The organism is Pseudomonas sp. Root329, from assembly GCF_001424925.1.
Classification (GTDB): domain Bacteria; phylum Pseudomonadota; class Gammaproteobacteria; order Pseudomonadales; family Pseudomonadaceae; genus Aquipseudomonas; species Aquipseudomonas arabinosi.
The window spans coordinates 41,388-67,072 of record NZ_LMCV01000010.1; the positions used below are offsets into that span (position 1 = coordinate 41,388).

Below are 25,685 nucleotides of genomic sequence, written 5' to 3' on the forward strand. Positions count from 1 at the left end.
ACGCTAACAAAATCAGGGGAAGGTGTGACCTGTCAGATATGACAGGTAAGGCGGGTTTTTTTAGACCTTATATTGTGAAAATCGCTGCGCTTTATAGCGAATAGTAAATGTGGTACGCAAAAAAACGGCCGGGTCATCTAAAAAACGACCCAGCCGTATTGGCAAGCTAAAGCGCTTACTGCACTTCCACCGCCAGGCTTTCACTGATCTTTTTCTGCCAGATGGCAGGACCGGTGATGTGAACCGACTCACCCTTGCTATCAACCGCAACGGTAACCGGCATGTCTTTCACGTCGAACTCGTAGATCGCTTCCATGCCCAGTTCGGCGAAAGCCACCACGCGGGATTTCTTGATGGCTTGTGCCACCAGGTAAGCCGCGCCGCCGACTGCCATCAGGTAAACGGCTTTGTGGTCCTTGATCGCTTCGATCGCGGTCGGGCCGCGCTCGGATTTGCCGATCATGCCCAACAGGCCGGTTTGCTCGAGGATCTGACGGGTGAACTTGTCCATCCGCGTCGCGGTGGTCGGACCGGCAGGGCCAACGACTTCTTCGCGTACCGGATCAACCGGGCCGACGTAGTAGATGAAGCGACCTTTCAGGTCCACCGGCAGGGTTTCACCCTTGTTCAGCATCTCGACCATGCGCTTGTGCGCGGCGTCGCGACCGGTGAGCATCTTGCCGTTGAGCAGGACGGTTTCGCCCGGCTTCCAGCTCTGCACGTCTTCCGGGGTCAGGGTGTCGAGGTTGACGCGACGGGCCGATGGGCCGGCTTCCCAGACGATTTCCGGGTAGGCGTCCAGCGGTGGCGCTTCCAGCGAGGCCGGACCGGAACCGTCGAGCACGAAGTGCGCGTGACGGGTGGCGGCGCAGTTGGGGATCATGCACACCGGCAACGAAGCGGCGTGGGTCGGGTAATCCATGATCTTCACGTCGAGCACGGTGGTCAGGCCACCCAGGCCCTGGGCGCCGATGCCCAGTTGGTTGACCTTCTCGAACAGCTCCAGGCGCATCTCTTCGATACGGTTGGACGGGCCGCGCTTTTTCAGCTCGTGAATGTCGATGGATTCCATCAACACTTCCTTGGCCATGACGGCGGCTTTCTCGGCGGTGCCGCCGATGCCGATGCCGAGCATGCCCGGTGGGCACCAGCCAGCGCCCATTTCCGGAACGGTTTTCAGCACCCAGTCGACGATCGAGTCGGATGGGTTGAGCATGGCCATTTTCGACTTGTTCTCGGAACCGCCGCCCTTGGCCGCCACGTCCACTTCCACGGTGTTACCCGGAACGATGGAGTAGTGGATAACGGCCGGGGTGTTGTCCTTGGTGTTTTTACGAGCGCCCGCCGGGTCGGCGAGGATCGAGGCACGCAGGACGTTCTCCGGCAGGTTGTAAGCCCGGCGCACGCCTTCGTTGATCATGTCGTCCAGGCCCATGGTGGCACCATCCCAACGTACGTCCATGCCCACGCGAACGAAGACGGTAACGATGCCGGTGTCCTGGCAGATCGGGCGGTGGCCGGTGGCGCACATCCGCGAGTTGATCAGGATTTGCGCCATGGAGTCACGGGCCGCTGGCGATTCTTCGCGCAGGTAGGCTTCGTGCATCGCCTGGATGAAGTCAACGGGGTGGTAATAGGAAATGAACTGCAGGGCGTCGGCAACGCTCTGTATCAGGTCGTCTTGCTTGATCACGGTCATGAGTCGCGCTCCTCTAAAAGACGGGAACATTCAATAAGGTGCTTGCAGCTTGGGTGCATCGGTCGGTTGCAAGCACCTTTACAAGGCACGCCGGGGCTGCTGGCGCGACGCTAAAAAGGCGCGGCAGTATAACGCGCCTCGGTTCCGGGCACACCCGCCGGTAGTCAATCGTTGGTCGCATAGGCAGGAGATGCAAATAAACCTGCGGCAGGGCTTTTGGTGGGAGCGGGCTTGCTCGCGAAGACGTCGGCACATCCAGCATTGATGTGATTGACACGCCGCCTTCGCGAGCAAGCCCGCTCCCACAAAGGTTTGTGTGCAAATTTGCGGAAAGTCGAAGGTCATGGCATTGACGCCAGTTTTCCGCCCTTAAAATTGAATGGTCATTTATCAGGCACGCTACTAAAGTGGCATTCGGTCTGTAGAGTAGGACACTCAAGCAGCCTCCCTTCGCACGGTGAGTCAACGATTGACCCATAACGCCATCCAGCGCTTGTTGCTCAAACGCTTTGCCCTCGCAGCCGGCACCTACGCCCTGGCTTTGTTGCTGTTGTGGCTGGCGTTTTTCACCGGTCATTACGATGAATCCCTGTCCAACGTGGCCGTCGGCAGTGCGCTGGTGGTCATCAGTCAGGCCGCGTTGTTTGCGCTGTTTTACAGCGGCTGCAACCTGCGTTTTTCCGACCCCAGCCTGACCGAAGCACAAGTGTTGCTGGGGCTGGGTTGGCAAACCTGGCTGATCGCCCATCTGGACGAGGCACGCGGCGCGTTCCTGGTGTTCTACGTGCTGATTCTGCTGTTCGGGTTGTTCCATCTTTCGCGCTTTGCCTTTTTGCGGTGCGCGCTGTTGGTGTTTTTCAGTTTCAGCGCGATCACGCTGTGGGAGGGCTACCACTTCCAGTTACCCGACCCGGCACTGGCCGCGTTGCAGGTGTGCGTGCTGCTCATCGTGTTGGTCTGGCTGGAACTTTATGCCCGTCACGTCCAGGCCTCCCGTCTACGCATGCGTCAGCGCCGATTTGCCTTGCAGGCGCATCAGGACACCCTGCGCGGGATGATGCGCCAGCTCGAAGACCTGGTGGCCACCGACGAACTGACCGGGCTGTTTAATCGCCGGCATTTCCTGCGCCTGGCCTCCCGTGAGCTGAAGGCCATGGACGCCGGTGTCCTGCATGGCCTGGCGCTGATCGACCTCGACCATTTCAAACGGATCAACGATGTGCACGGCCATGCCGCCGGTGATCAGGTGCTGCAAGCCTTTGCCGCCGTGGCCACCGCCTGCTTGCGCGATGGCGATGTCCTGGCCCGTTACGGTGGCGAAGAATTCGTCGTGCTGTTGCCCGATTGCAACCCCGAGCGCTTGACCTCCTGTTGCGAGCGGCTGCGCATTGCGTTCACCGATGTAGAACTGATCGGACTCAACGTCGCCCATCTCAGCTTGTCGGCGGGCATGACGTTGCTCGAACTGGGCGACGATCTCGATGAAGCCTTGCAGCGCGCCGATCAGGCGCTTTATCGCGCCAAGCGTGACGGCCGCAATCGTTGCGCGGCCGCGTGGGAGAACGTCGATGCCTGAGATACGGGTCGGCGAACGCCAATGGTCGGTGGCGGCGGGCAGCAACCTGCTCGATGCGTTGAATCAGAACGGCGTATCGGTGCCCTACAGCTGTCGCGCCGGCAGTTGCCATGCGTGTCTGGTGCAATGTGTCCAAGGGCTGCCGAGTGACAGCCGACCCGACGCCCTGAGCGCAGACCAGCGTCAGCAAGGTTGGCGCCTTGCGTGTCAGTGTCAGGTGGTCGAGGACTTGCAGGTGCACACCTTCGATCCTCAGCAGGATGGCCGCCCGGCCGAGGTGGCGGCTGTCGATTGGTTAAGCGCCAGCGTGTTGCGTTTGCGCCTGACCCCTCAAAGCCCTTTGCGCTACAGCGCCGGGCAGCATCTGGTGTTGTGGGCGGGCAACGTGGCACGGCCGTATTCATTGGCCAGCCTGCCGGAAGAAGACCGCTTTCTGGAGTTCCATCTTGATTGTCGCCAGCCGGGGGAATTCAGCGACGCGGCCCGCCAGCTGAAAATCGGCGATTCGATCCGCCTCGGCGAGTTACGCGGCGGGGCATTGCATTACGACCCGGACTGGAACACCCGACCGCTTTGGCTGATGGCTGCCGGCACGGGTTTGGGACCTTTATTCGGCATCTTGCGTGAAGCGCTACGACAAGATCACCAAGGTGCCATTCGCGTCATTCACCTGGCCCATGATGCCGAGGCGCATTACCTGGGCAAACCCCTGCAAGCCATGGCCGCCAGCCGCCCGAACCTGAGCATTGAACTGTGGACAGCGGCCGAGTTGCCCGCGGCTTTGGCGCAACTGCGGCTTGTTTCACGGCAAACCCTGGCCTTACTCTGCGGGGCCCCTGACAGCGTCGACGCCTTTGCCCGGCGCTTGTATCTGGCGGGATTGCCGCGCAATCAACTGCTGGCGGACGTCTTTGTTCTCCGCGGTTGAGCGCTGATTTTCAGACGCGAGACCGACCATGAGCGATGCCATCCAATTTGTACGTGAGCGCGGCCTGCTGACCCTGCGCCTCAACCGCCCTGACAAGAAAAACGCCCTGACCCGCGCTATGTACAGCCACTTGGCTGAAGCGTTGAAACTGGCCGATACCGACCCTGAAATCAACGCCGTGCTGATCACTGGCAGCGCCGAGTGCTTCACCGCTGGCAACGACATCGCCGACTTCATCCAGCAACCACCGAGCAACCTCGACAGCCCGGTGTTTCAGTTCATGCTCACCCTGCTCGAATGCCGCAAACCGGTGATCGCCGCCGTGGCCGGTGCTGCGGTAGGTATTGGCGCGACGATGCTGCTGCATTGCGATCTGGTGTATATCAGTCGCGATGCGCGCCTTCGCATGCCGTTCGTTAATCTTGGGTTATGCCCGGAGTTTGGTTCCAGCCTGATCCTGCCGCGACTGCTCGGGCAGGCCAAAGCCGCCGAGTTGTTGCTGCTTGGCGAAGGTTTCAGTGGTGAGCAGGCCGCGCAGTGGGGGATTGCGACCGAAGCCTTGGGCAGTGGCGAAGAGGCGCTGGCCAAGGCGCGGGAGATGGCGTTGCGTTTCGAGTCGCTGCCACCGGAAGCGGTGCGTATCAGCAAGCAATTGATGAAAGCCCCGGACCGCGAACAACTGCGTAAGGCAATAGAAGAAGAGAGCGCACAGTTCACCCAACGGTTGCGCTCGCCGGAAGCGATTGCTGCGTTGACCGGGTTCATCAAACGGCATTGACTCTGCGGTGACTGGGCGGGCCTCTTCGCGAGCAGGCTCGCTCCCACATTGGATCTGTGGCGTTCACAAAATCCCTGTGGGAGCGAGCCTGCTCGCGAAGGGGCCCGCCCAAACAACATTTTTCCTGGATCAGAAAGCCAAAAGCCCCGCCATTCACATGGCGGGGCTTTTGTTTTTCAGCAACCGGTCAATCAGACCATTGGGTCGCCAACGTGCAGGATTTTCATGCCGTTGGAAGTGGAGGCATTAGCCGTGATACCGCATTACAACGCCACTGGCCACGTCGTCTGACACTCCACCAACGACAATTTTGCCTTCTTGCAAGAGCACCGTAGTAGCCCTGGCGGTTTTGCTACCTAAGCGTGTTCGCGTCCAGCCGAGTCCATTATTGAACTCTGTATCCAGTTTTCCCGTTTTATCAAAACGGGCGACGACGACATCGAAATTTCCCGAGTCCATTTGCTTGTCTATGGCCCCGGCAACGACGAGTTTTTCGTTGGTATGACGCGTGGACGCTTTCCAGAGCGTACTGCTCTGACCCAATTGCGTGTTGAGCGGTTCACCGCCATTGAAGTCAGGACTCATCTGGCCGTTTTCTTCCAGCATCAGTAATTGGCCCAAGTAGGGGGCTCGATTGGAGCCGCCGACGCTTAAAATACGTCCCCGCTCTATCGGGATAATTGCCACGGCTCGTGCTCCACCAGGAAGTTCGATATGGCTCTCGATAATCTCGAATCCCTCCTTTGCGAACGATGTATCGGATTGGCCCTCAGGACTGTAGCGAGCAAAGAAGGTGTCGACTCTATTTAATCCGACGCGGTGGACGCTGCCGCAGGCAACGTATCGACCTTCTGAATCGACGGTGACACTTTGAATTTGTGTCTGGTCTTTTTCATACCCAGGAACGATGACAGCGAGATACCCAGCATTAGCGAAGTCAGTGTCTAGCGAGCCATTGGCATGCGTGCGGATGATCAGGCCATAGGTTGGCCGGTCTGTGACAAAGTAGTGAGTAAGCAGGATTTTCCCGTCATCAAGGATATTCGCCGCCCCTTCGAGCGTGCCACTGCTGCTCGTTGAGTCTGCTTGAAAAGCGTCCGGGCTATTCTGGTCGGATAATGCGCCTGGGGGAGCGGGGAGGCTGATGACAATTTTGCCGCTTCCATTTTCTCCAAACGCGGGGTCAAAGTTTCCCTGTAAGTCAAACCGGGCCAACGCCGGTTGGGGACCGCCAGATACTGTTCCGATCAGCAGCAATTTGTTACCTGTCAGGACTAGCTGACGCGCGTGCGAAGCGCTGTTTGTCTTGAACACATTGATGACATAACCGTTGTCGCCAAAACCGCTGATGACGTCGCCTGCCGAGTTCAACTCGGTGATGAAAAACTGTGAAGTGCCAGACGCGAAGTCCGCGGACCCACACACATACAGTGTGTCGTCAGGGCCGTTGATCACCGAGACAACGCGTGATCTCAATGCTCCAGGTACGTTGATTCGTACAACGCCGTCTTTCCCAAAAGCAAAGTCGATTTGGCCGGGCATATTTGCTAAGTGGACTGGGGTTGAAGTGGACATTTGACTCTCCGTGGCATGTGATCAAACGTCTGCATGGATTGCAGATGCCAATGACTAAAACGGGTTGGAGAGGAAATGGATACTGTCATAGTTGACAGTTGGCCTATGGCTATCACTGAGAACGTGAATCCAGGTAAAGCAAAAAGCCCCGCCATTCACATGGCGGGGCTTTTGTTTTTCAGCGGTCTGGCAATCAGACCATCTTGTCGCCAACGTGCAGGATTTTCATCCCGTTGGTGCCGCCGATGGTGTGGTAGCTGTCGCCCTTGGTCAGGATGACCCAGTCGCCTTTCTCCACGACACCACGCTTGAGCAACTCGTCGATCGCGGCCTGGCTGACTTGCTCAGGCGGCAGCGATGCCGGGTCGAACGGTACGGTGTAGACGCCACGGAACATGGCCGCGCGGGCCTGGGTTTCGCGGTGCGGGGAGAACGCGTAGATCGGTATCGAGGAACGGATGCGCGACATGATCAACGGCGTGTAGCCACTTTCGGTCAGGGCGATGATCGCTTTCACGCCCGGGAAGTGGTTGGCGGTGTACATGGCCGCCAACGCGATGCTCTGGTCGCAGCTTTCGAAGACCTTGCCGATGCGGTGGCTGGAAGTCTTGCTGGTCGGGTGCTTTTCAGCGCCGATGCAGATGCGCGCCATGGCTTGCACCGCTTCCAGCGGGTACAGACCGGCAGCACTTTCAGCCGAGAGCATCACGGCGTCGGTGTAGTCGAGCACGGCGTTGGCCACGTCGGACACTTCGGCGCGGGTCGGCATCGGGTTCTGGATCATCGACTCCATCATCTGGGTCGCCACGATCACAGCCTTGTTGTGGCGGCGTGCGTGCAGAATGATTTTCTTCTGAATGCCCACCAGCTCGGCGTCGCCGATTTCCACACCCAGGTCACCACGAGCCACCATGACGGCGTCGGATGCATTGATCAGCGCGTCGAGGGTTTCGTCGTCGGCCACGGCTTCGGCGCGTTCGATCTTCGCCACCAGCCAGGCGGTACCGCCGGCTTCGTCGCGCAGTTGACGGGCGTATTCCATGTCGGCAGCGTCACGCGGGAAGGACACGGCGAGGTAGTCGACTTCCATTTCCGCAGCGAGTTTGATGTCGGCCTTGTCTTTTTCAGTCAGGGCCGGTGCGGTCAGACCGCCACCGCGACGGTTGATGCCTTTATGGTCGGACAGCGGGCCGCCGATCAGTACGGTGCAATTCAGCTCGGTGGCATTGGCGGTATCAACGCGCATCACCACGCGGCCGTCGTCGAGCAGCAGCTCGTCGCCTACGCCGCAGTCCTTGACCAGGTCCGGGTAGTCGATACCGACGATGGTCTGGGTGCCTTCGGTCAGAGGATGGCTGGTGGAGAAGGTGAATTGATCACCGATCTTCAGCTCGATCTTCTTGTTGGCGAATTTGGCGATACGGATTTTCGGGCCTTGCAGGTCACCCAGCAGGGCGACGAAGCGTCCGTGCTTGGCAGCGAGGTCACGCACCAGCTTCGCGCGAGCCTTGTGCTCGTCGGGGGTGCCGTGGGAGAAGTTCAGGCGGGCGACGTCCAGGCCAGCCAGAATCAGCTGTTCGAGAACTTCCGGCGAGTTACTGGCCGGGCCAAGGGTAGCGACGATTTTGGTGCGACGGACGGACATGCATAGACTCCTGAGTTCAAGCGCTGAGTGAGGCTACTATGGTCTCCGGTTGTAGTCATTGTTCATATGCACTACTTATTCGTTTGTTTATTGAAACGAACATTCCTGAAGATTTCGCGCCACGGGTCGATACAGAGCTCAAGACAGGAGAACCCCCATGCGATTCGTGCTCATTGCCGCCCTTGCCATCAGTGTCCTCAGCGTCACGGGCTGCACCCGTTGGTCGATGAACCATCATTTGAATAATGCCTACAGCGCCTACGACCGTGGCAATTGCGAGCAGGTGATGCTCGAACTGTCCAAAGTCGAACGCGCCAGCCGAGCTCGGCCTTACGTGTGGCCGGAAGCATCGATGATGCGCGGGTTGTGCCTGGAACGGCAGAAACTGTTTGTCGATGCGGCGCAAACCTACCAGTTCATCATCGCCTCGTACCCGCAAAGTGAATACGCCTACCGCGCCCGCGCCCGCCTGGAAACCTTGCAGTCGCTGGGCCACTATCCGCTGCGCAGTACGGCTGCGGTCGTGCGCCCGACGCAGTTCTAAAGGTCAAAGGCTGGCTCACCGGCGGTGGTGAGCTATAGTCGAATAGATCGGTTTAGAGCCTTGCCTCTAATCGACGCAACACCTGTGATCGGCAGGAGTAAGCGGCAGCGGCTTTATAGACTGTCGCACCGGGATCAGGGAGAGCGCGCCTATGTCTATGCCTTTCTGTAAGAAATAGAAGCAGAAATAGAAGCAGGCCCGTTCCGAAGCATTAGTGCGGCTCTGCTTAAGAGCCTTGCTGGGCCATTTGCACATGTTTACTGACCGCCGGATCGAGCGGCATCAACTGCCGTATTTTCTAAGAGTGTTCAACAGCGTCACCGACAAACCCATCGGCTTTCTGGGCAACGTATCCGAAGACGGGCTGATGCTGATCAGCCAGTTGCCGATGATGATCGGCGCCGATTTCGATTTGCGCCTGAAAATCCCCGCCAGCGATGGCTGCCTGCAGGTCATTGATCTTCAGGCGTGTTGTTTGTGGTGCCATGAAGACACGACCCCTCACCACTATGACGCCGGGTTCAGCCTGCAACGGGCACCGCCGGAATATGGGCAATTGGTCAGCGCGTTGAAGCAGTACTTCAGTTTTCAGCCGTTGCCTGCTTCTGCCTGACAACACTCCACAACCTGTAGCAGCTGCCGAAGGCTGCGTTCGGCTGCGCAGCAGTCGTGAAGTCAGACTATGCGGTACACCAGATTCACCGCGCACTCAGGGTTTACGACTGCTTCGCAGCCGAACGCAGGCTGCGCCAGCTGCTACAGGAATTTGTCGTTACGTCGTTTTGATCGCCATCTCGTTCGCCAGCGACCTCTCTACCAGCATCAGCCCCAACTCACTCAACTGATAAATCGCCATCGCCAGATGTCGCGGCTTGTCGTCCAGGCTTTCGGCCAGGTCCAGCAGCAGAATGCTGACCGTCGAAAAGGTTTCGTAGGTTTCGATGGTCAAGGCTTCGGGATTGGCGTCGGGGACAACGGTGAACATTTTCATGGCGCGGTCCTGGGAAGAGCGGAGGGAGGTGGGGTCGGGTTTGAGGTAGTGATCCAGCGCCTTGTCGGCGGCAGCGTGGAGCTTTTTTGAATCGAGGGTGGCGTAGGGGGAAACCGGGTCGGTTTCGGGGGGATTAGGTGTTGCTTTGAACATAGTCATTTCTCCGGTATGGGGCTACCACCGGCTCGCGACTAAACGAAGGGTGGCGGCTGTACGCAGGTTAGTCGACCGGTGGAGAAATGAATCCCGGCGCGCCCGAGGGCGCCCTGCGCACAGCCACCATCGAGTGCGGGGATAGGGAATACCCGACTGGATGACGCTTATGCACATCATTTCTACTTCCGGGCGACTAAACCCGATCGCTGATTGGCAGCGACGCGGATCAAGTTACGGGGCAACACCAAGGCGCACAAGCCGGCCGATTCTGGCGGATCTGTAGGCAATGGCGCAAGGAGCTGTAGCCGCGGACTGAGGCGTTGAAAACATTAGGAAAAGTGATGGGGTATAGGGTGACCGTTCGTCGGCACTGTCAGTTTTTACAGGTAGGCGGTTTGTTGGAGGCGTTGTAGAACAGGAGTCAAGAAATCAACTCTCCTTACCAGACTATGTAGGTAATGCCCTCATGACCGACGAAGAGCGCACTGAAATGACTTCCGAAGAGGACAACGCGATTTTGTCTCCTGGCATGGAGCTACATAGTCCCCAAAGTATGTCGTTTACTGGTCGTAACCCCCATTTTGTCTTGAGTTTAAACGGGATACTGCCGGATAAAGTGTGGCTGTCTCTGAAGGCCGCTGGCTCAGAAGTTGCCAAGATGGATGGGCAGCTTAAGTTAGCCGGTGTGCAATTCGACTTTCCTTCTGCCGGGAGTCTGGATTACACCCATGCGACGCCATTGTTGTTTGAAGGTTTCAGGGGGGCTTACCCCCTTGAGCCTATACGGAGGGAGTGTTGGGCCGGAGCGCCTGTACGCATCACTGCACCGTTGGGTCCGCCGGTGTGGAACCCTGTCCTGGTCAAAGGAGAGGGCGCGCCAGGCGCAAGGATCAGAATCGTCCGAGACGACAACCGAAACGTTTTCTTGAGCGATTATGTTGCTGTTTCTAACTCGGGTACCTGGGAAGTCGAGCTGAACCAATATCTGGCCCAAAACGTGGGCCACAGGATTGTTGCGCAGATGTCTTTCGGCGCTTACCCGCCTGTTTACTCTGAGACGGTTCTTCTATTGTTTTCGGGTCTTGTATTCACTTCACCTGCACCGAGTGAAGTTGTGCTCAGCGATAAGATCGTTTTCAAGGGCCGGGCAGACCTTCTCGCGAATCCCGTCACAGTGGTGAATCAGGAAAACCTTAACGAAGTAGTGAGCGTTGTTGCGAATCCGGATCTAAACACCAGACTCTGGGAAGCTGCTGCCAAAGAAACGCTGCGTCTGCCTAGTGGTGTTATGACTGTGCGCTCCCGGTATCTTTTTGAAAACAAATACTATCATTCTGACCCGCTGACCTTTCGTGTCCTGGGCATTCCAGTCATCACTGCCCCTGCTTCCGGTAGTCAACAGAACCAGACGTTCACCCTTTCCGGTAACCAGGGGCTTATCGGCGCCAAGGTCGAGATATTCAAGGGTTTGGGAACTACGAAGTTCGGTGAAAGCGGCGTGTTGACGAGTGCGAACTGGACCGCTCAGGTGACTGTGGACCCGGGGAGCCAATCTCTGGTTGCGTTACAAAACCATAGTGGGAAACAGTCACCACGCGGCACCCTCCGCACCTTCAAAGTCCTACCACCCAAACTGACCTCGGTCACGGTCACGCCGCTGGCCAATGCTGCCCTGAGGTTCTCGGGCACGGGCTACGCAGACGCCACCGTCGACGTGACCAAGGTCAGCGGGCCGGGCTCGCAGGCTGTGCCGCCGGTCAAGGTCAGCGATGCTGGCACCTGGCAAGTGGACTCCACCAATTGGCCGCCGGGCCAATACAGTTTCAAGGCCACGCAAAAAGTGTCCGATGAAAACGGTGGCTGGATTGTTTCCACGGAATATACCTTCAGCTACACCCTGGTGTTGCCGGCGCCCACGGTGAGTCATACCGGCGATTACACACCGGTGTTCTCCGGCACTGGCTACACCGGCGCCACGGTGGTGCTGTTCAATCAGGGCGGCAGCAAAGTTGCGCCGGATGCACGGGTGAGCGGTGGGCGCTGGTCCAGTACGGCGTCTGAAGTGTGGGGCCCGACCTGGAAGCGCAGGGTTCAACTGCGGCAAGAGCTGGGCGGGCAAACCTCAGAGGGTTGGGTGGAGATTGAGGTGAGCATCGCGCCGCTGGCGCCGGACATCACCGATATCACCGGGATCGACGACGGCCAATACTCACCCACCTTCAAGGGCACCTGCTGGGGCGGAGCAGAGGTCAAGCTGCGCTTCAGTGATACTTCGCTGGACTTTCCTGCGACCGTCAGCGGCAACCAATGGACCTTCAGGCGCGGTACACCCTTTGCCGCGGACATCACCCACACGGTGACCGTCACCCAGTATGCGGCCGGGCAGGATTCGCCCGCTGCCACCCGAGCCTTCTCGCTCGAGCGGTTCATTCCCCAACCGGTGTTCACTGCGCCGGCCGCGGGCTCGGAAGTGGGGCCCAACCTGCTCGTCAAGGGCCGCGGGGGGATCGCCGGCGGGAAAATCGAGTTGCACGATGCACAGTTCAGCGGGTTGGTGGGCGCGAGTGACAGCCTGATCGCGGATGGCGATTGGGAGGTGCAACTCAATAATCTGGCGTTTCGCGACTTCACCTTGTACGCGCTGCAACTCATGGGCGAGCGAACGTCCGAGCGCAGTGCCGTGCGTTCGTTCAAGGTGGTGGTCCTGCCGCCCGAGATCGAGGTCCCCGCCCCGGACGGCACATTGCCACGCATCGCCAGGATTTCGGGCAAGGGCCTGCCACGCGCCACGGTCGATGTGTGGTTGCAAGGCGTTGCCGAACCGATCCTCACGGGAATCAGGGTCGATATCGATGGCCTCTGGCAAAGCGAGGTGATAACGCTGGAGATCGGGCGGCACAGCCTGCGGGCGCGACAGACCTTCCAGGGCCTGCCGTCGAAAGACACCCCCGCACAGGCCTTTCGCGTGGTGCCGCTGGCGCCGACCATCGAAACCCCGGTCGACGCCGTGCCAGTCGGGCGCGGGGTCATGGTGTCGGGCTTCGGCCACCCCGGCGATACGGTGGCGGTGGCCCTGAGCACGGCACCGCAAACGGCGCTGGGGCGTGCACCGGTGCTCGCTGATCGCACCTGGTCAGTGGCGGTCGAACTGGTGGTCGCCGCGGGCGACCATGACTTGATTGCCATTGCGTCGAGCGGCGAATTTCATTCCGACGCGTCATTGCCACGCAAGGTGCGAGTGGGGCCATACCTGCCCAGTATCGATGTGCCGGCGCCGAGCCGATGGGTCACCGACCCTGTTGCATTCGCTGGCAAGGGCCAGCCAGGCGTCGGCGAGCTGGTGAGCTGGTTCAACCCGGAGCGGGTGGTGGCGCGGGACATTCCGGTGACCGCCAACGGTTGGCAAATCGACGCCACGATACGGCTGCCGCAGGGCGGTTACTGGGTTCGGTTCAGGCAGGTCATAGGCAGTGGTGGCAGCGCCATTCATTCCGACTGGGCCGACAGCCGCCGTTTCGAGGTGGTGCCTTCCCCGCCGGGTAGTTCTCGGTACTAAGGCCTATGCCGACGAAAGGTAGCGTCTACTGTCAGTTCTGACAGTAGACGCCAGCCAGTCGTTGCCGCCAAATATCCCGCACAAGCCATTCAGTCCAACCTCTGTCCGGGTTGTTCGATGCCTACCGCTATCTGTACATGGAGTTTGAGCATGGCCACATCCCCAAGTCGTCCGGCGCTGCAATTGTTTGAGCAGGCCTTCAGTCAGCCGTCGCAACGAGAGGGGTACGCCGGCCTGGCGACCTACCTACGCGAAGGTAAGTCGATTTTCCCGCTGGTGGAGCAAGGGGTTCGCGGGTTGATGCAAACCTATGAACTGACCGAGGACGATGCCAAAGCCTTCCTGGAGCAGGCCAATGCGCTGGCGATCTACGTGCGCCGGCAATTTATCGAACACACCTTGTTCCGCGACCCGGCAACGGCGCCGGGGCCGCAAAGCGGGTTGTTGTCGATGGTGGAAGGGCCGAGTTTCCAGCGTTTGTTCAACGTTGATTTCGATGCGTTGAGCCCGCCGGATGCCCTGGAATCCTGCTACTCACCGGTGGCTTACCTGATCGATTTGCTGGTGTGGATCAGAGACAAGATCGAGCAGCAAGGCACGGGATCCAAGTTGACGCTGGACAGTCGACGTACTGACCTCAAAGCGTTGTCCATCGACTTCAATGCGGTGTACCAAGCGGTGTCGGCCGTGGACATCATCGTTCCGGTGCTGGAAACCTTTATCACCAGCCACGGCGCGGAAACACTTAACGTGGAAGAAGCCTTGCTGACGGCCCGCTACCCCAATGGGCTGCCGTACTTCCAGCATTGGGTCAGCCTGGATTATGTGGCGCGGCACAACGGCATGACGGTCGGTGACATCGCGAACCGGGTGGACCTGGCGTTTCCGTATTTCCTGCGCCCTGACGTTCTGAACGTCGATGCGGCACGGGCCCGGTTGCTGGCTTCGCGGCTGGGGCCTTATCAGCGCTTGATACTGACCGAAGCGGCCGCTACCGAAGTGCTCGCGTTTTATCAGCGGCATTTCGGCATTCTCGATACCACGGGAACAGATGGGTACAGAGACGTGCCGGTCTTCTGCGAGCGCACCAAACTCGATTCCCGGCAACTCGAAGCACTGCTGTCGATACGCGGTTTCGCCCCGGTGCGTTCGGACAATGTACCTCCCGTCACCGGGACGCCAAACATCTGGCCGGGCTCGGTCTACATCAATGCCACTGCCAGTGACGCCACGCCGGTGGATATCGAGTTTGCGACAACGGTGCATCGTCTGAAAAACGCCCCTGTAGGCCCGATCGATCGCATGAACCGCAAGCTGCGTCTTGACCAATGGCTGGGGTTACCCCCCGAGCAGACAGATGCACTGCTCGCGGCGGCGATCAAGGCCGAGCTGCCGGCCAATACGACGTACGCGATTACCGACGGTGGCGTGCAGGCCCTCGGCCTGTTTCAAACCTTGCGCGAGCGTTACGGCTGCACCGCCGAGGAGTTTGCCGCGTTTATCCATGAAGTGTCGTTCTACGGGCGCGGCGATAGCCCCTCGCTGTTTGATCGGGTGTTCAATGCACAAGGTGGCTATCGGGATCCGCTGAAGCTGGATAACGGTCTTTTCGACCTCCTGCCGGCGGCGGGCACATCGGAGCTGACGGTCAATCGACTGTGCGGTGGCCTGGGTATCGATCTGCTGACCTATAGCTTCCTGACCCAGGCTGTGTACATGGCCTCCAGCGGTACGGCTAACAAACTGCCGCGATCCGTGGCCGTGGTGTCGGGTTTCTATCGTCTGGTGCGACTGTCCCGGCTGTTGGGCATCACCCCGATCGAAGGGGTGTTGCTGTTAACCGTGCTGGGCGGCGAGAGCTGGGTCAGGGCGTTGGCCGGTGTGCCGAAAATCCAGGCACACACGGCGACCCATGCCAATGTGCTGGTGGTTATCGAGGGATTGCACACCTGCGTGAGCTGGTGCCGCGAACACGACATCGAGGTGCGCTGGCTGGTGCAGCAAGTGAGCGAGCCGGCCGAGTCGCAGAAAGAAACCGTCGCTGAATTGCAGTTGTTCGAGCAGGTTCGCAATCTGCTGTCCGGCGCATTGTTTACCAGCACTGAGTTGCTGATGGCGGGTGTACCCGCGCTGCCTGCCGGGGCTAGCTGGTTGGATTTGCTGAGCATCCTGGTCGACGCCGAAGGGTTGGTGATTGTTAAACCGCTGGAGGCCGATTATCCGGGCCATGCCCGTGAAGAACTACTTCGGGCGGTCACGGATGGCTTGGGCGAACGCTACGCAGCCGAGCGAGACGCGATCGTCGAGATCATGCTCGGCGTCTTGTTGCGGGCGAAGGCAGCGCAGCTGTCGGTGGTCAAGGAATGCCTGGCAGTGCACACCGGCCTGGCCTCGGAACAGGTGATCCCGGTGTTGACGTGGGCCAGCGGCCAGGTGGACAGATTTCTGCGGCAAGTACTGGCGCGGCCGGAGCTTGAGGTCGCCATGGGCCGTACCGGGCGCGTCTACGAAGGCGATGCGTTTCTGTTGCAGTTGGCGCAAGTGCGCCGGCGCAGTGAAATCGTCTTGAAGCTGCAGTTGAGTGCCGAGGTGCTGCAGGACTACCTCGACTACGGCAATCGCGAGTGGATCACCCAACCGGACCCGCTGGCGGTGTCCTTCAATACCTTCTACTACCTGGCCACCCTGGCTCACGCCTTCACCTTGAGTGAACGGCCCCAGGCCCAGTTGCTGGACTACCTTCGCGAAGCGGCGCGACTGCCCAAAATTATCGAGCCCGGAGCACCTCCGAAGCTGTCAGCGCATGCCTGGGCGTTAGCCACCCAGGCCGCCGCTGCCAGGCTGGCGGTATTTTTCGGCTGGAGTATTCAGGACGTGCTGGAGTGTGCCCAGTCGATCAGCCAACCCTTGATCAGAACCCTGCAACAGCTCGATCTTCTTCTACGCATCCGCACCCTGTCGGCGCGCTGCGGCATGGATGCGCGCACGCTGCTGTTGATAGGCCGGCTACCGTCCAGCGCCAACACGTTGGCAGAAAAAACGGCTTATCAGGTGGCCGCCGAGAAGGCCTTGCTGAGCCTGTCCGAAACCTCGGGGCCGGTGCTGGCCCAGGCCAGTGACGAGCCTGCCCAGACCGTAAAAATCACTTGTGAGTTGCTCGGCAACAACGAGGCGATTGCCGGCAAGCGGGAGGAAAAAGTCACCTACAAGGTCACGGTCACCAACATGCAGAACTTACCGATGAGCGGGGTCTTCGTGCACTGGCAAACCACCTTGGGCACGATCGTAGAGAGCGCCACCTCCCCGGAAGGTGTGGCGAATGTGGACTTTATTCCCGGGGGGATTCAGGGCGAAGAGACACCGCTGTTCTGGCTGGATCTGGGGGAAAAACTGCCAGCACCTGAGCTGGCGGTCATCGCCGACGCTGATTCCTATGCATTCCGTACCGAGCTCAGTTCCGAGGTGCCGGCCTACGACGTTCCGGCCGGTTTTGAGGTCGAGCTTTATGCGGTGATGGAGGACAACTATTTCAACCGGGGCATCGACTCTCCGGTGAATTGGAGCTCCCGGGTCGCTGCAGGCAGCAGCGGTGAGGCGGTGATCCGTGCCGGCGCCGTCACCAATCAAGAGGGCCTGGCCCGCGCCTTTGTGTCCAGCTCTACCGGCGGGTCCTTCATATTCAAGGTGTTAAGCACCAGCAGTAGCACGGGGCTGGATTTCGAACGCATCACGTTCTTGCCCGGCCTCCCAGCCGCCTGACCCACAACGTCACGGCTGCAGTGGCTCGCCGCGCCGTCGAACGCTATCGACTCATGTCTTGAGGACAGCATCATGGATCGCATCAACATCGCCGGCTTGCTCGAACAGCGTCGCTCAGCCCTGGTCGACTATTGCATTGGCCAGGTCAAGAAGGCAGCACCCAACGACACCTATAAATTCGTCAGGACCCCGGCGGACCTGTTCGAACTGCTGCGCCTCGACCCGCTGGACAGCTACGCGGTGCAGAGTTCCTGGGCCGCCGAGGCGATCAGTTGCGCCCAGCAATACATTCACGCGGTATACCGCAAACTGGAGCCGGGTTACAGCGACGTCGAGTTCGACAAGGATGAGTTGAACCTGTGGCAGCTCTACAGCAACTACCCGGACTGGGCAGCGTTGCAGATGATCGCCGCCTACCCGGAAAACTACATCAACCCGTTCGTGCGCCAGCGCAAGACCAGCCTGTTCAAAGCCCTGGAAAACAACCTGAACCAATCGCGCCTGACCACCGATTCGGTGCAGATGGCCCTGCAGGATTACCTGCAAACGTTCGAGCAGATCTGCAACCTCGACGTGATCAGTGGCTACATCGATGGCGCGTCGGCCACCAGCGCGGACTATTACTTTATCGGTCGGCAACGGGTGCAGCCTTTCCAGTACTTCTGGCGCAAGGCCGATATCGTCCTTCAATCAACCTCGACGTCCGTCAACCCGGCTGCCTGGAGCGAATGGCAGCCGGTGGAGATTCCCACCACCGGGCTGGTACTGGACATGCGGCCGGTGTACTGGAGCGGACGGCTGTGCGTGGTCTGGGCCGACTGGCGGGAGAAGCGTGGAACCCAGGGACAACCCGATTACGCGCCGCACCGGCTGGACATCAATGTCGCCTTCATGACCCAGAACGGTCAGTGGTCGGGGCCGTTGTCCTTGCACAGCAGCGAAGGTGACAACGTCACTCCCGCCGCGGCGCGGCTTGTCGCCACCGTGGTTGTCGATGAGCTGCACCCCAAGGGCAAGCTGTGTGTGTTGTTTCTACGGCCAGATGACACCGAAGAGAATGTGTACGCCGCCAGGGACGTGCTGTTTCGCCAGATCGACAGCGATAAGTCGTTCATGAACCTGCTGGCCCAGTACCGGTTTGTCGACCGCGACACGGTGCAGCATTCGATCCTGTCACTGAACCGTCCGACGATGACCGACACCGTAAACCCTGCCGGCAGATTGACCGATTTCTACGCATTGCACGCGGTGGTGTTGCGCAGCAAGAAAACCACCGGCACCGGGGAGGAGGATGTGCTGCTGGTGTGCGGTGAGTGCCTGGAGAATCAGACCGGCCAGGACTCAAGCAAGACATTCGAGTTGAAACTGATGATGAGTAATAGCGGCGACCCTGACCCCATCACCGGATCATTCCCCGAGAAGGGTGGATGGCGCACACCCTGGATGGCGGTGCGTCGGGAGAGTTTTACCGAGGCCACCTTTGAATTCGGCGGCCTCACCGCAGGCGACGGCCTGGGACGTAAAAGGTACGTACTGAACTTTAATCAGCTCCGGGGCTTTGTCACGCCGACGCTGAACCGCAGCCACCCTTCGGGCGCGCAATTCCTGGACTTCAATCAATTGGCCCCGTGGCTCAAGTATGTCCGCCTCAACTCCCTGCATGGGCCCGAACTGGTGCAGGCCTCCGCCATTTCAGTCGATGCCGTGCTGGACTGGTCGTTGCAGCACCGGACGGAGCCATCGCCCACCGGCGGGACGATCAGCGAACCCAACGGTGCGTTTGACGGAGCCAATGGCTTGTTCTTCTGGGAGCTGCATTGCCACTTGCCGTTGCTGGTGACGGCGCGCCTGCGGGCCGAAGACCGCTACGCCGAGGCGCAAGACTGGTTGCATTACCTGTTTGACCCTCAAGCCCCGGAAGTGGCGACGCCTGCTCCGGAAAAACCGCGTTACTGGCGCTGCCGACCGCTGGCCAACCCCAAGAAGGCCAACCCCGGATGCGAAGCCGATGCGCCGACCGACCCGGACGCTATCGGTTACTCAAACCCCGGGCATTTCCAGATTCTGGCGTTCACTGAATACGTGAAGAACCTGATGGCCTGGGGCGATTGGTATTACCGCCAGCTCAGCCGCGACAGTCTGGTGGCGGCCAAGCTGTGTTACGTCCAGGCGGAGTTCCTGATGGGCAATCCGCCCACGGCGCGCACGGTCAACCGCTGGACGCCGGCGACGGTGGACACCTTGTTGAGCAGCGCCACCACGCGGCCGGCGCTGGAGGCATTCGAACAATCCCTTGTCCTCAATGTGGGCCAGTTGGCTGCCAGGGCCAAGACTGCGCCATTGCTCGGCCGGCTGGCCTGCGAACCGTTCAAGCTGCCGATCAACGAGCAGTTGCAGGACCTGTTCGAGCTCCCCGGCCGACGCCTGTATAACTTGCGCAACAACCTGACGCTGGATGGCCAACCGTTACAAGTGCCCTTGTTCAGCCCGCCCACCGATCCCAATCAATTGCTGCGCGACCTGGCGGCCGGGGGTATCGGTGCGCCGCGACCCATGGGGGGGCACCTGGTGGTGGTGGCGTTTCGCTGGCGGATCATGTTCGAGGCTGCGTTGCGCGCAGTGCAAACCCTTCAAGACTATGGCAGCCAGTTACTCCGTCTGCTTGAACAGCGCGACCGCGCCGAGATGGAGCAACTGCAGCAGGGCCAGTTGGTGGAGCTGGGGACTTACGCGCAAACCGTTCAGGAACACAACATTGCGCAATTGCAGGCCAGTATCAGCGCACTGCAACAGAGCCGAACGATGGCCCAGCAGCGAGCGGATGCTTATAACCAGCGCTATGAACAGAACATCACCGAGGTCGAATACAGCGTCATGAACGCGTTGCATGAAGCCAAGGGCTTGAGCTATGCCACCAAGGCCATCAAGTTCGCCGGTGCGGTGGCGGCCGTGGCACCGAACATTTTTGGCGTGGCCAGTGGTGGGTTTCGCCTGGAAAAACTCCCCGACGCCGTGGTCCATGGTCTGGATCTGGCCGCGACACTGCTGCAACTGGACGCGGAAAAAAGCGCCACCACTGAAGCCTACCGTCGTCGTCGCGCTGACTGGCAATTGCAGCGCGATCAAGCACTCGCGGAAGTGAGTGCCATCACCGAGCAGATCAATGCACAAACCCATGCCGTTGCTTCCGCCAGGGCCAGCCTGGATCACACCCTGCGTGCCAACAGCCAGGCGCTGGCGCTGTATAGCTTTCTGCAAAAACGCGCCACCAATGCCGAGTTGTTCGGCTGGCTGGTGGGCCAATTCAAGGCGCTGCACTATCAGGCTTACGATGCAGTGGTCAGTTTGTGCCTCAATGCCCAGGCCTCGATGAGTGCCGAGACCGGGGACTATGACACGCAGATTCCGTTGCCCCAGGTCTGGCTCGACAACCGTCATGGCTTGACTGCTGGCGAGCATTTGCGCGGGCACCTGTTGCGCATGGAGCGTGAATACCTGCAACGCCACGAACGGCGCCTGGAGTTGATCAAGACGGTGTCGCTGCGGCAATTGTTTGATGATCCCCTGGACCCGCAAACCGGCCTGGCCAGTTGGAAACTGGCGCTCGAGGAACTTCAGAGCACCGGCCTGCTGGAATTCAAGCTCAGCCAACTGTCGTTCGATCGCGATCACCCCGGGCATTACTGCCGCCAGATCAGTTCGGTGGAAGTCGACCTGCCGGTACTGGCCGGACCTTACGAAAATGTCCAGGCCACCCTGCTGCAAATCAGCAGCATGACGGCGACCAAAGCCTCGGCGCGTTCGGTGGAATATCTGTATGCGCCAGTGGCGGCAGTCGCGCCGGCGGATATCCAGATCAATCTGCGCAGCGGGCAACAGATCGCGTTGTCGACCGGCCTTGCCGATACCGGCATGACCGCGATCAAACCCGAGGAAGGCTTGCTCAACCCCTTCGAATGCACTGGTGCGGTTTCGAACTGGCAATTGAATTGGCCTTGGCCGAAGAAGAAGCCGCAAGAGGCCAAGCTCGCCTCATTGACTGACGTCATTTTGCGGGTTCGTTATACGGCGCGGGCGGGCGACCCTTCTTTCGCCCTCAAGGTGCGCAATCTGGTGACCGCTGCCGAGTCGCGCGCCGCACAGCGGATAGACGCGGGAGCAATTGTTCATGAGTGAAGTGATCATCATTGAACCGATCATTCAGGCTGACGAAAGCCTGATCATCAACGGCGAATTCGGCCAAGGCACGGACCCCTGGGTGAAAGATCCGCCCAACTCGCGCAACATCGGCATTGGCAGCACCTACTATAGTGATCCGGACGAAGTTGCCCTTGACATCAGCTACCTGATTGCCAGCGACGGCGCCTCGGTCAGCCAGGTGCTCACGGTACCGAAGGCCGCGAGCGCCGATACCCGCTATGTCCTCAGCTTTCTGCATGAGACCTACAGCACCGCCGCGGGCTGGCTGCTGGTGGAACTACTGTGTAGCGGAGAAAAGATCGAGTTACCCCTCGATCCTACGCACCCGCAACTGCGCGATGGGCAACAGGCCGGCCCGGATGACGCTCAGCCGTTGGACTTCCAGCCGATCAAGACTGTACGCGATTTGCCACGGACCCTGGCCGCCGGCGATAAGATTCGCGTCAGCATCGTCAGCCCCCCGCAGCCGGCCGGCGGCATGCGTTCGAAAATCCACGTTGCCCGGCTCAGGTTGCGTTTGCACCTGCCACCCATGCAATTGCAGCAGGTGATGTTCGACGGCGAGCCCCGTGCGGCGGATCGCCCGTTGTACTTGTGTTATGGCGCTATCCACGATCTGGTTTTGGTGCCACTAGCAGATTCTCCGTGGTCCGGCACCGCGGCAGCGCTGAGCCTGGAGGACAATCCGCAGGAGGCGATAGTCGCCACACCACCGTGGGGCACGGACCAGCCCCTCAGTACCGGGTGGAAACTCGACTGTCCATGGATAGACGATCAGCAAAGGCCGTCGCTATTGCTGACTCTGCGTAGTCAGTACAGCGCCGACGCCTATGGAGTCAGTGTTTTACTGGGACACCATCGGCGGGACGTGCGGGACGTACTGGAGGCCGCGTATTACCCGGTGGTGGAATATGAGGAACAGGTTCGCCTCGGCGTCCAGGTCATTTCGTTCTACACCAGTCAGCCCCAGCGCGACTGCAAGGTCACCTGGAGCATCGGTGGGGAGCCACTCGATGAACCCGTCGCCACCGATGACGATGGCTGGGCATTCGTCAGTTTTCAGCCGACGACGGCGGGGCTGCATGTGATCGAGGCGACGGTGGAGAGTTTGTATTACGTCAGCGGCGTCTTTACTCATCAATTGACCGTGCAGGCACTGGCCACAGACCCCTGGCGTGACGTGCGGGTGGTGACCGAAGGGAGAGCAACGCCTTGGGCGGAAAAGACTGGCTACCCCAATCGCGGATCGACTTATCTGTTGACCTTGCAACTGCCTGAGGACAGCCCCTTGATCGGCAGCGAGGTGGCACTGCAATGGGCGGGTGTCAGCGCCGACGAATTGGGTGTGCGGGTGCAGCCCGCGCTTGAAGAACCGGTGCCGGTCACTGATACGCAACCGCAGTGGAGCCTGGAATGTGATGACTGGCTCGACGGCCAGTTCGAGCTGTCACTGAGCTGCTCACGGTTGCTGCGCCGATCACTGGACAAACGCATGTCCCTGGCCCGCAACCTGGTCAACATCGGCGATGTGCAAGCCAGCAACACCTCGCCGGTGGTCGACGAACAAGAGTCGGTGCTGCTGCGCATACAGGTGTTGCACATGATTGCCAGCGGCAACGGTGAACCCGTGGTCAATGCGCTGGTGGACTGGGAGGGGCCCAACGGCACTGTCCCCACGATCACCGGCGCGGGTGGCTGGGCCAGTGTGCTGGACAGGCCGACCGAGGCCCGGGATTACACCGTGACCGCCAAGGTCAGGGCTCACGCGGAGATGGTGCCGATCGTGCGCCAGTTCGACGTGACGCCCGTGGCCAGCAGCCCATGGAAAGGCTGGGTCGACTTTTACCTGGATGACCAACGGGTCGAACTGGCCACGGTGGGGCTGGTGTGTCGGCGGGGCGAGGCCCATCGCTTTAAAGTGATCCCCACGCCCGACAGCCCGGTGGTGGGCAAACCACTGGGGTTGACCACCGATCCCGGCAACAATCCGGGGCTGACCATCGGCGCGCCCACGGCGGTGGACGGTGGCTGGGAATGGCCAGTCAGTTCGTCGATCGGCACCAGCCACAGTGCCGTGTTTTATCTGACCCTGACCGCTGAGGAACTCCAACCTCGTTCGCTGCTCGGGCGTTTGCTCTCGTTCGACCTGGCTGATGAAACGAGTGCCGTGCTCGACCAGATTCACGCCACGATGGGTGGCGACACGCTGTATCCGTGCCTGGGTGCCTTGCACCGATTCAGCGTCCTGCCCAATGCGTTGAGCCCGCTGGTGGGGTTGAACGCACGACTGATCTGGACAGGCACCCCGAGCGAGGAGTTGAACGCAACGGTGATTCCGGCGTTGGACCAGCCGTTGGTGTTCAGCGATGGCGGCGTGCAGTGGCAGCTGGATTTCACCCGCAGCCCCCGCAATGGTGAGTTCGCCCTGGCGCTGGAGGTGCCGCAACTGACGCTGACGTCGGCGGCCACGACGATGCGCCTGGGTGATAACAAATTGCAAATTGAAACCCTGAATACCCCGGTCGTCGACCCAATTGTCGGTCAGGACCCTGCCTGGGTCTGGGGCCAGGTGTTTTCTTTCTTTACCCGGAAGCCCGTCGCCCAGGTGCCGGTGAACTGGACGGTGCAAGGGCAATCCCGCGCGATAAAGACCGATGCGGATGGCTGGTCCGGTTTTGACTTTGAACCACAGAATGCTCAGCGCCATGACATAGAAGTTTCGGTGCTCAGCCTGTATGACAACAATGAGGTTCGCCAGTCCACGGCCGTGACGGCATTGGCGAGTGACCCCTGGCAAGACCTGCTGATCAGTTTCGATGGGTTGCCGCCTGTGGCCTGGGGAGAAAAGACTTACTTTCCCCGGCGCAAGGGCCGGCACTTCTTCGAATTGAGTGCGCAGGCCGGCAGCCCATTGTTCGGTCGAGCCCTGACACTCGGCATGATGGGCGCCGGACCTGGAGAGTTGGGTATCACGTTCAACCTGGGTGCCCCCGGCGAATCCCGATACTTTTCCGATGTAGGACTGCAATACGAATTTGCTGTCGGCGATCAGCGGGATGGCAGCTTCGCCCTGTGCTTTGGGGCATCGAAGCTGGCCAGGCTGTCCCCAGCCAACGCCATGTCCCAAGGCCCCGGCTCACAAGTGGTGAGTTTTCGCGCCAGCGGCCAGGCTGAGCAAAGACTGGACTGGGGTCAGGCACTGGAGGAACAAGTGACGGTCGTCTCGTCGATCAACGGCAAGCCGATGGCCGAGATTAAGGTGATCTGGCGCAGCCCCGAGTTGGGTGAAGTGACCACGACCACGAATTACTACGGAGTTGCCCGGATACGCTTCAAACCGAGGGTTCCCGGTATCACACCACTGACGGCGACGGCGGGGGATGCGCTGTACTCGGAGTCGAATGCCTTGGGCTTTACCCTGAACGAACCGCGCAAAATCGTTGAGTTGATTGAAGTGGCCGGCACGGGGCAGGAGCCTGCGCGGGTGCGGGTCAAAATCGTCTCCAGCCGCACCGGCGAGCCGTTGCAGGGTGTGAGTGTCATGTGGGAGTTGAACGGTTCACGCTTGCCGTCCGGGTTGACCGATGCCGACGGGTTTGCCTGGTTGGGCTTTACCCTGGCCGCCAATCAGGACAACGTAGTGGTGGCGATGGTGGAGGGCGGTGTGGGTGGCTGGGACATGGCGCCGTTGCTGTATGGCGGAGTGGTTCCGGTCATTGAGTCGCTCACGTGTGACAGGCCAGTCACTTATACCGGTTATGAGGTCAATGCCTGGGCCAAGGTCGTTCGCTCTCCTGGCGGTCAGCCCTTTGAAGGTATCAAGATCAATTGGAGTTTCGCGGGTCGCTCATTGCCAGATTCGCTTACCGACGCCGATGGTGTCGCGTCGGTTACGTTTATGACATCGGATACCGGGGAGCATGATCTGGTTGCCACGCAGGCTTCCGGCTTACCGGGTTCAAAGATACAGCGGATTATGGTGAAGCCTTTGCCGGCTGCATTGTTACTGGGTATCTACGCTAATCCTCCCCTTCTCAAAGTCGGGCAATCTTCGGTGATTGCGGTACGGGTTATTGCTGGTGTGACTCCACAATCAGGAAGACGGGTGGACTGGGAAATCAATGAAAAGGTGTTCGCATCGACATACAGTGACGTATTTGGTTGGGCCAAAGTCGATTATTCCGCCACTGCTGTCGGGGACGTAATAATTGGTGGCGTGTTGAAAAACCCGGTTGGTGTTTCGAAAGCATCTATTACATTGAAGATTCTTGAGTAGTC

General features: G+C 59.9%; 13 protein-coding genes. 9 read left to right on the top strand and 4 right to left on the bottom strand.

Annotated features, from left to right (window positions below):
- Nucleotides 1–175: 175 nt before the first annotated feature.
- Complete coding sequence (locus tag ASC74_RS10740; RefSeq protein ID WP_008156025.1) at nt 176–1,699, bottom strand: fumarate hydratase; 1,524 nt, start codon at nt 1,697–1,699, stop codon at nt 176–178.
- 469 nt (nt 1,700–2,168) lie between these two features.
- On the opposite strand from ASC74_RS10740, the gene ASC74_RS10745 reads away from it, so the two are divergent.
- Genes ASC74_RS10745 through ASC74_RS10755 form a run of 3 tightly spaced genes read left to right on the top strand, consistent with a single transcriptional unit; the run spans nt 2,169 to nt 4,981 of the window.
- A complete protein-coding gene (locus tag ASC74_RS10745; RefSeq protein WP_056741363.1) occupies nt 2,169–3,275 on the top strand; it encodes a GGDEF domain-containing protein in 1,107 nt (368 codons plus the stop codon).
- Nucleotides 3,268–4,203: an iron-sulfur-binding ferredoxin reductase gene (locus ASC74_RS10750; protein ID WP_056741364.1), complete on the top strand. Its 936-nt coding sequence runs from the start codon at nt 3,268–3,270 to the stop codon at nt 4,201–4,203. The genes ASC74_RS10745 and ASC74_RS10750 overlap by 8 nt, the downstream gene beginning before the upstream one ends.
- Before the next feature lie 28 nt (nt 4,204–4,231).
- Nucleotides 4,232–4,981, top strand: coding sequence for an enoyl-CoA hydratase-related protein (locus ASC74_RS10755; RefSeq protein ID WP_056741365.1), 750 nt, complete (start codon nt 4,232–4,234; stop codon nt 4,979–4,981).
- Nucleotides 4,982–5,227: 246 nt separating this feature from the next.
- On the opposite strand, the gene ASC74_RS10760 is transcribed toward ASC74_RS10755, so the two are convergent.
- Entirely contained in the window at nt 5,228–6,556 is a 1,329-nt protein-coding gene (locus tag ASC74_RS10760; RefSeq protein ID WP_056741366.1) for a hypothetical protein, read from the bottom strand.
- Nucleotides 6,557–6,749: 193 nt separating this feature from the next.
- Nucleotides 6,750–8,201 (bottom strand): pyruvate kinase, encoded by a 1,452-nt coding sequence (pyk, locus tag ASC74_RS10765; protein ID WP_056741367.1) that lies wholly within the window; start codon nt 8,199–8,201, stop codon nt 6,750–6,752.
- Between the two features lie 157 nt (nt 8,202–8,358).
- Here pyk and ASC74_RS10770 point away from each other — a divergent pair, with 157 nt between their 5' ends.
- Nucleotides 8,359–8,745 carry a tetratricopeptide repeat protein gene (locus ASC74_RS10770; RefSeq protein ID WP_056741368.1) on the top strand — a complete coding sequence of 129 codons (387 nt, stop codon included), beginning with the start codon at nt 8,359–8,361 and terminating at the stop codon, nt 8,743–8,745.
- 253 nt (nt 8,746–8,998) lie between these two features.
- Nucleotides 8,999–9,358 (top strand): PilZ domain-containing protein, encoded by a 360-nt coding sequence (locus tag ASC74_RS10775; protein ID WP_056741369.1) that lies wholly within the window; start codon nt 8,999–9,001, stop codon nt 9,356–9,358.
- Between the two features lie 159 nt (nt 9,359–9,517).
- Here ASC74_RS10775 and ASC74_RS10780 read toward each other — a convergent pair whose 3' ends face one another.
- Nucleotides 9,518–9,889: a DUF6124 family protein gene (locus ASC74_RS10780; protein ID WP_056741370.1), complete on the bottom strand. Its 372-nt coding sequence runs from the start codon at nt 9,887–9,889 to the stop codon at nt 9,518–9,520.
- 469 nt (nt 9,890–10,358) lie between these two features.
- Here ASC74_RS10780 and ASC74_RS10785 point away from each other — a divergent pair, with 469 nt between their 5' ends.
- The 4 genes from ASC74_RS10785 to ASC74_RS10800 all read left to right on the top strand — a co-directional run bounded on the left by ASC74_RS10785 (nt 10,359) and on the right by ASC74_RS10800 (nt 25,683).
- The gene (locus ASC74_RS10785; protein WP_156400813.1) at nt 10,359–13,448 is read left to right on the top strand and encodes a hypothetical protein; all 3,090 of its coding nucleotides are present in this window, start codon (nt 10,359–10,361) and stop codon (nt 13,446–13,448) included.
- A gap of 150 nt (nt 13,449–13,598) precedes the next feature.
- Nucleotides 13,599–17,207: a Tc toxin subunit A gene (locus ASC74_RS10790; protein ID WP_056741372.1), complete on the top strand. Its 3,609-nt coding sequence runs from the start codon at nt 13,599–13,601 to the stop codon at nt 17,205–17,207.
- 72 nt (nt 17,208–17,279) lie between these two features.
- Nucleotides 17,280–21,383, top strand: coding sequence for a neuraminidase-like domain-containing protein (locus ASC74_RS10795; RefSeq protein WP_056741373.1), 4,104 nt, complete (start codon nt 17,280–17,282; stop codon nt 21,381–21,383).
- Complete coding sequence (locus tag ASC74_RS10800) at nt 21,376–25,683, top strand: Ig-like domain-containing protein (RefSeq protein ID WP_056741374.1); 4,308 nt, start codon at nt 21,376–21,378, stop codon at nt 25,681–25,683. The genes ASC74_RS10795 and ASC74_RS10800 overlap by 8 nt, the downstream gene beginning before the upstream one ends.
- Nucleotides 25,684–25,685: the final 2 nt, after the last annotated feature.

What these genes read in the sequence shown, in the direction of transcription:
- ASC74_RS10740 (WP_008156025.1), bottom strand. Translation starts at nt 1,699, where the DNA reads ATGACCGTGATCAAGCAAGACGACCTGATACAGAGCGTTGCCGACGCC.
- ASC74_RS10750 (WP_056741364.1), top strand. Translation starts at nt 3,268, where the DNA reads ATGCCTGAGATACGGGTCGGCGAACGCCAATGGTCGGTGGCGGCGGGC.
- ASC74_RS10755 (WP_056741365.1), top strand. Translation starts at nt 4,232, where the DNA reads ATGAGCGATGCCATCCAATTTGTACGTGAGCGCGGCCTGCTGACCCTG.
- ASC74_RS10760 (WP_056741366.1), bottom strand. Translation starts at nt 6,556, where the DNA reads ATGTCCACTTCAACCCCAGTCCACTTAGCAAATATGCCCGGCCAAATC.
- pyk (WP_056741367.1), bottom strand. Translation starts at nt 8,201, where the DNA reads ATGTCCGTCCGTCGCACCAAAATCGTCGCTACCCTTGGCCCGGCCAGT.
- ASC74_RS10770 (WP_056741368.1), top strand. Translation starts at nt 8,359, where the DNA reads ATGCGATTCGTGCTCATTGCCGCCCTTGCCATCAGTGTCCTCAGCGTC.
- ASC74_RS10775 (WP_056741369.1), top strand. Translation starts at nt 8,999, where the DNA reads ATGTTTACTGACCGCCGGATCGAGCGGCATCAACTGCCGTATTTTCTA.
- ASC74_RS10780 (WP_056741370.1), bottom strand. Translation starts at nt 9,889, where the DNA reads ATGTTCAAAGCAACACCTAATCCCCCCGAAACCGACCCGGTTTCCCCC.
- ASC74_RS10785 (WP_156400813.1), top strand. Translation starts at nt 10,359, where the DNA reads ATGACCGACGAAGAGCGCACTGAAATGACTTCCGAAGAGGACAACGCG.
- ASC74_RS10790 (WP_056741372.1), top strand. Translation starts at nt 13,599, where the DNA reads ATGGCCACATCCCCAAGTCGTCCGGCGCTGCAATTGTTTGAGCAGGCC.
- ASC74_RS10795 (WP_056741373.1), top strand. Translation starts at nt 17,280, where the DNA reads ATGGATCGCATCAACATCGCCGGCTTGCTCGAACAGCGTCGCTCAGCC.
- ASC74_RS10800 (WP_056741374.1), top strand. Translation starts at nt 21,376, where the DNA reads ATGAGTGAAGTGATCATCATTGAACCGATCATTCAGGCTGACGAAAGC.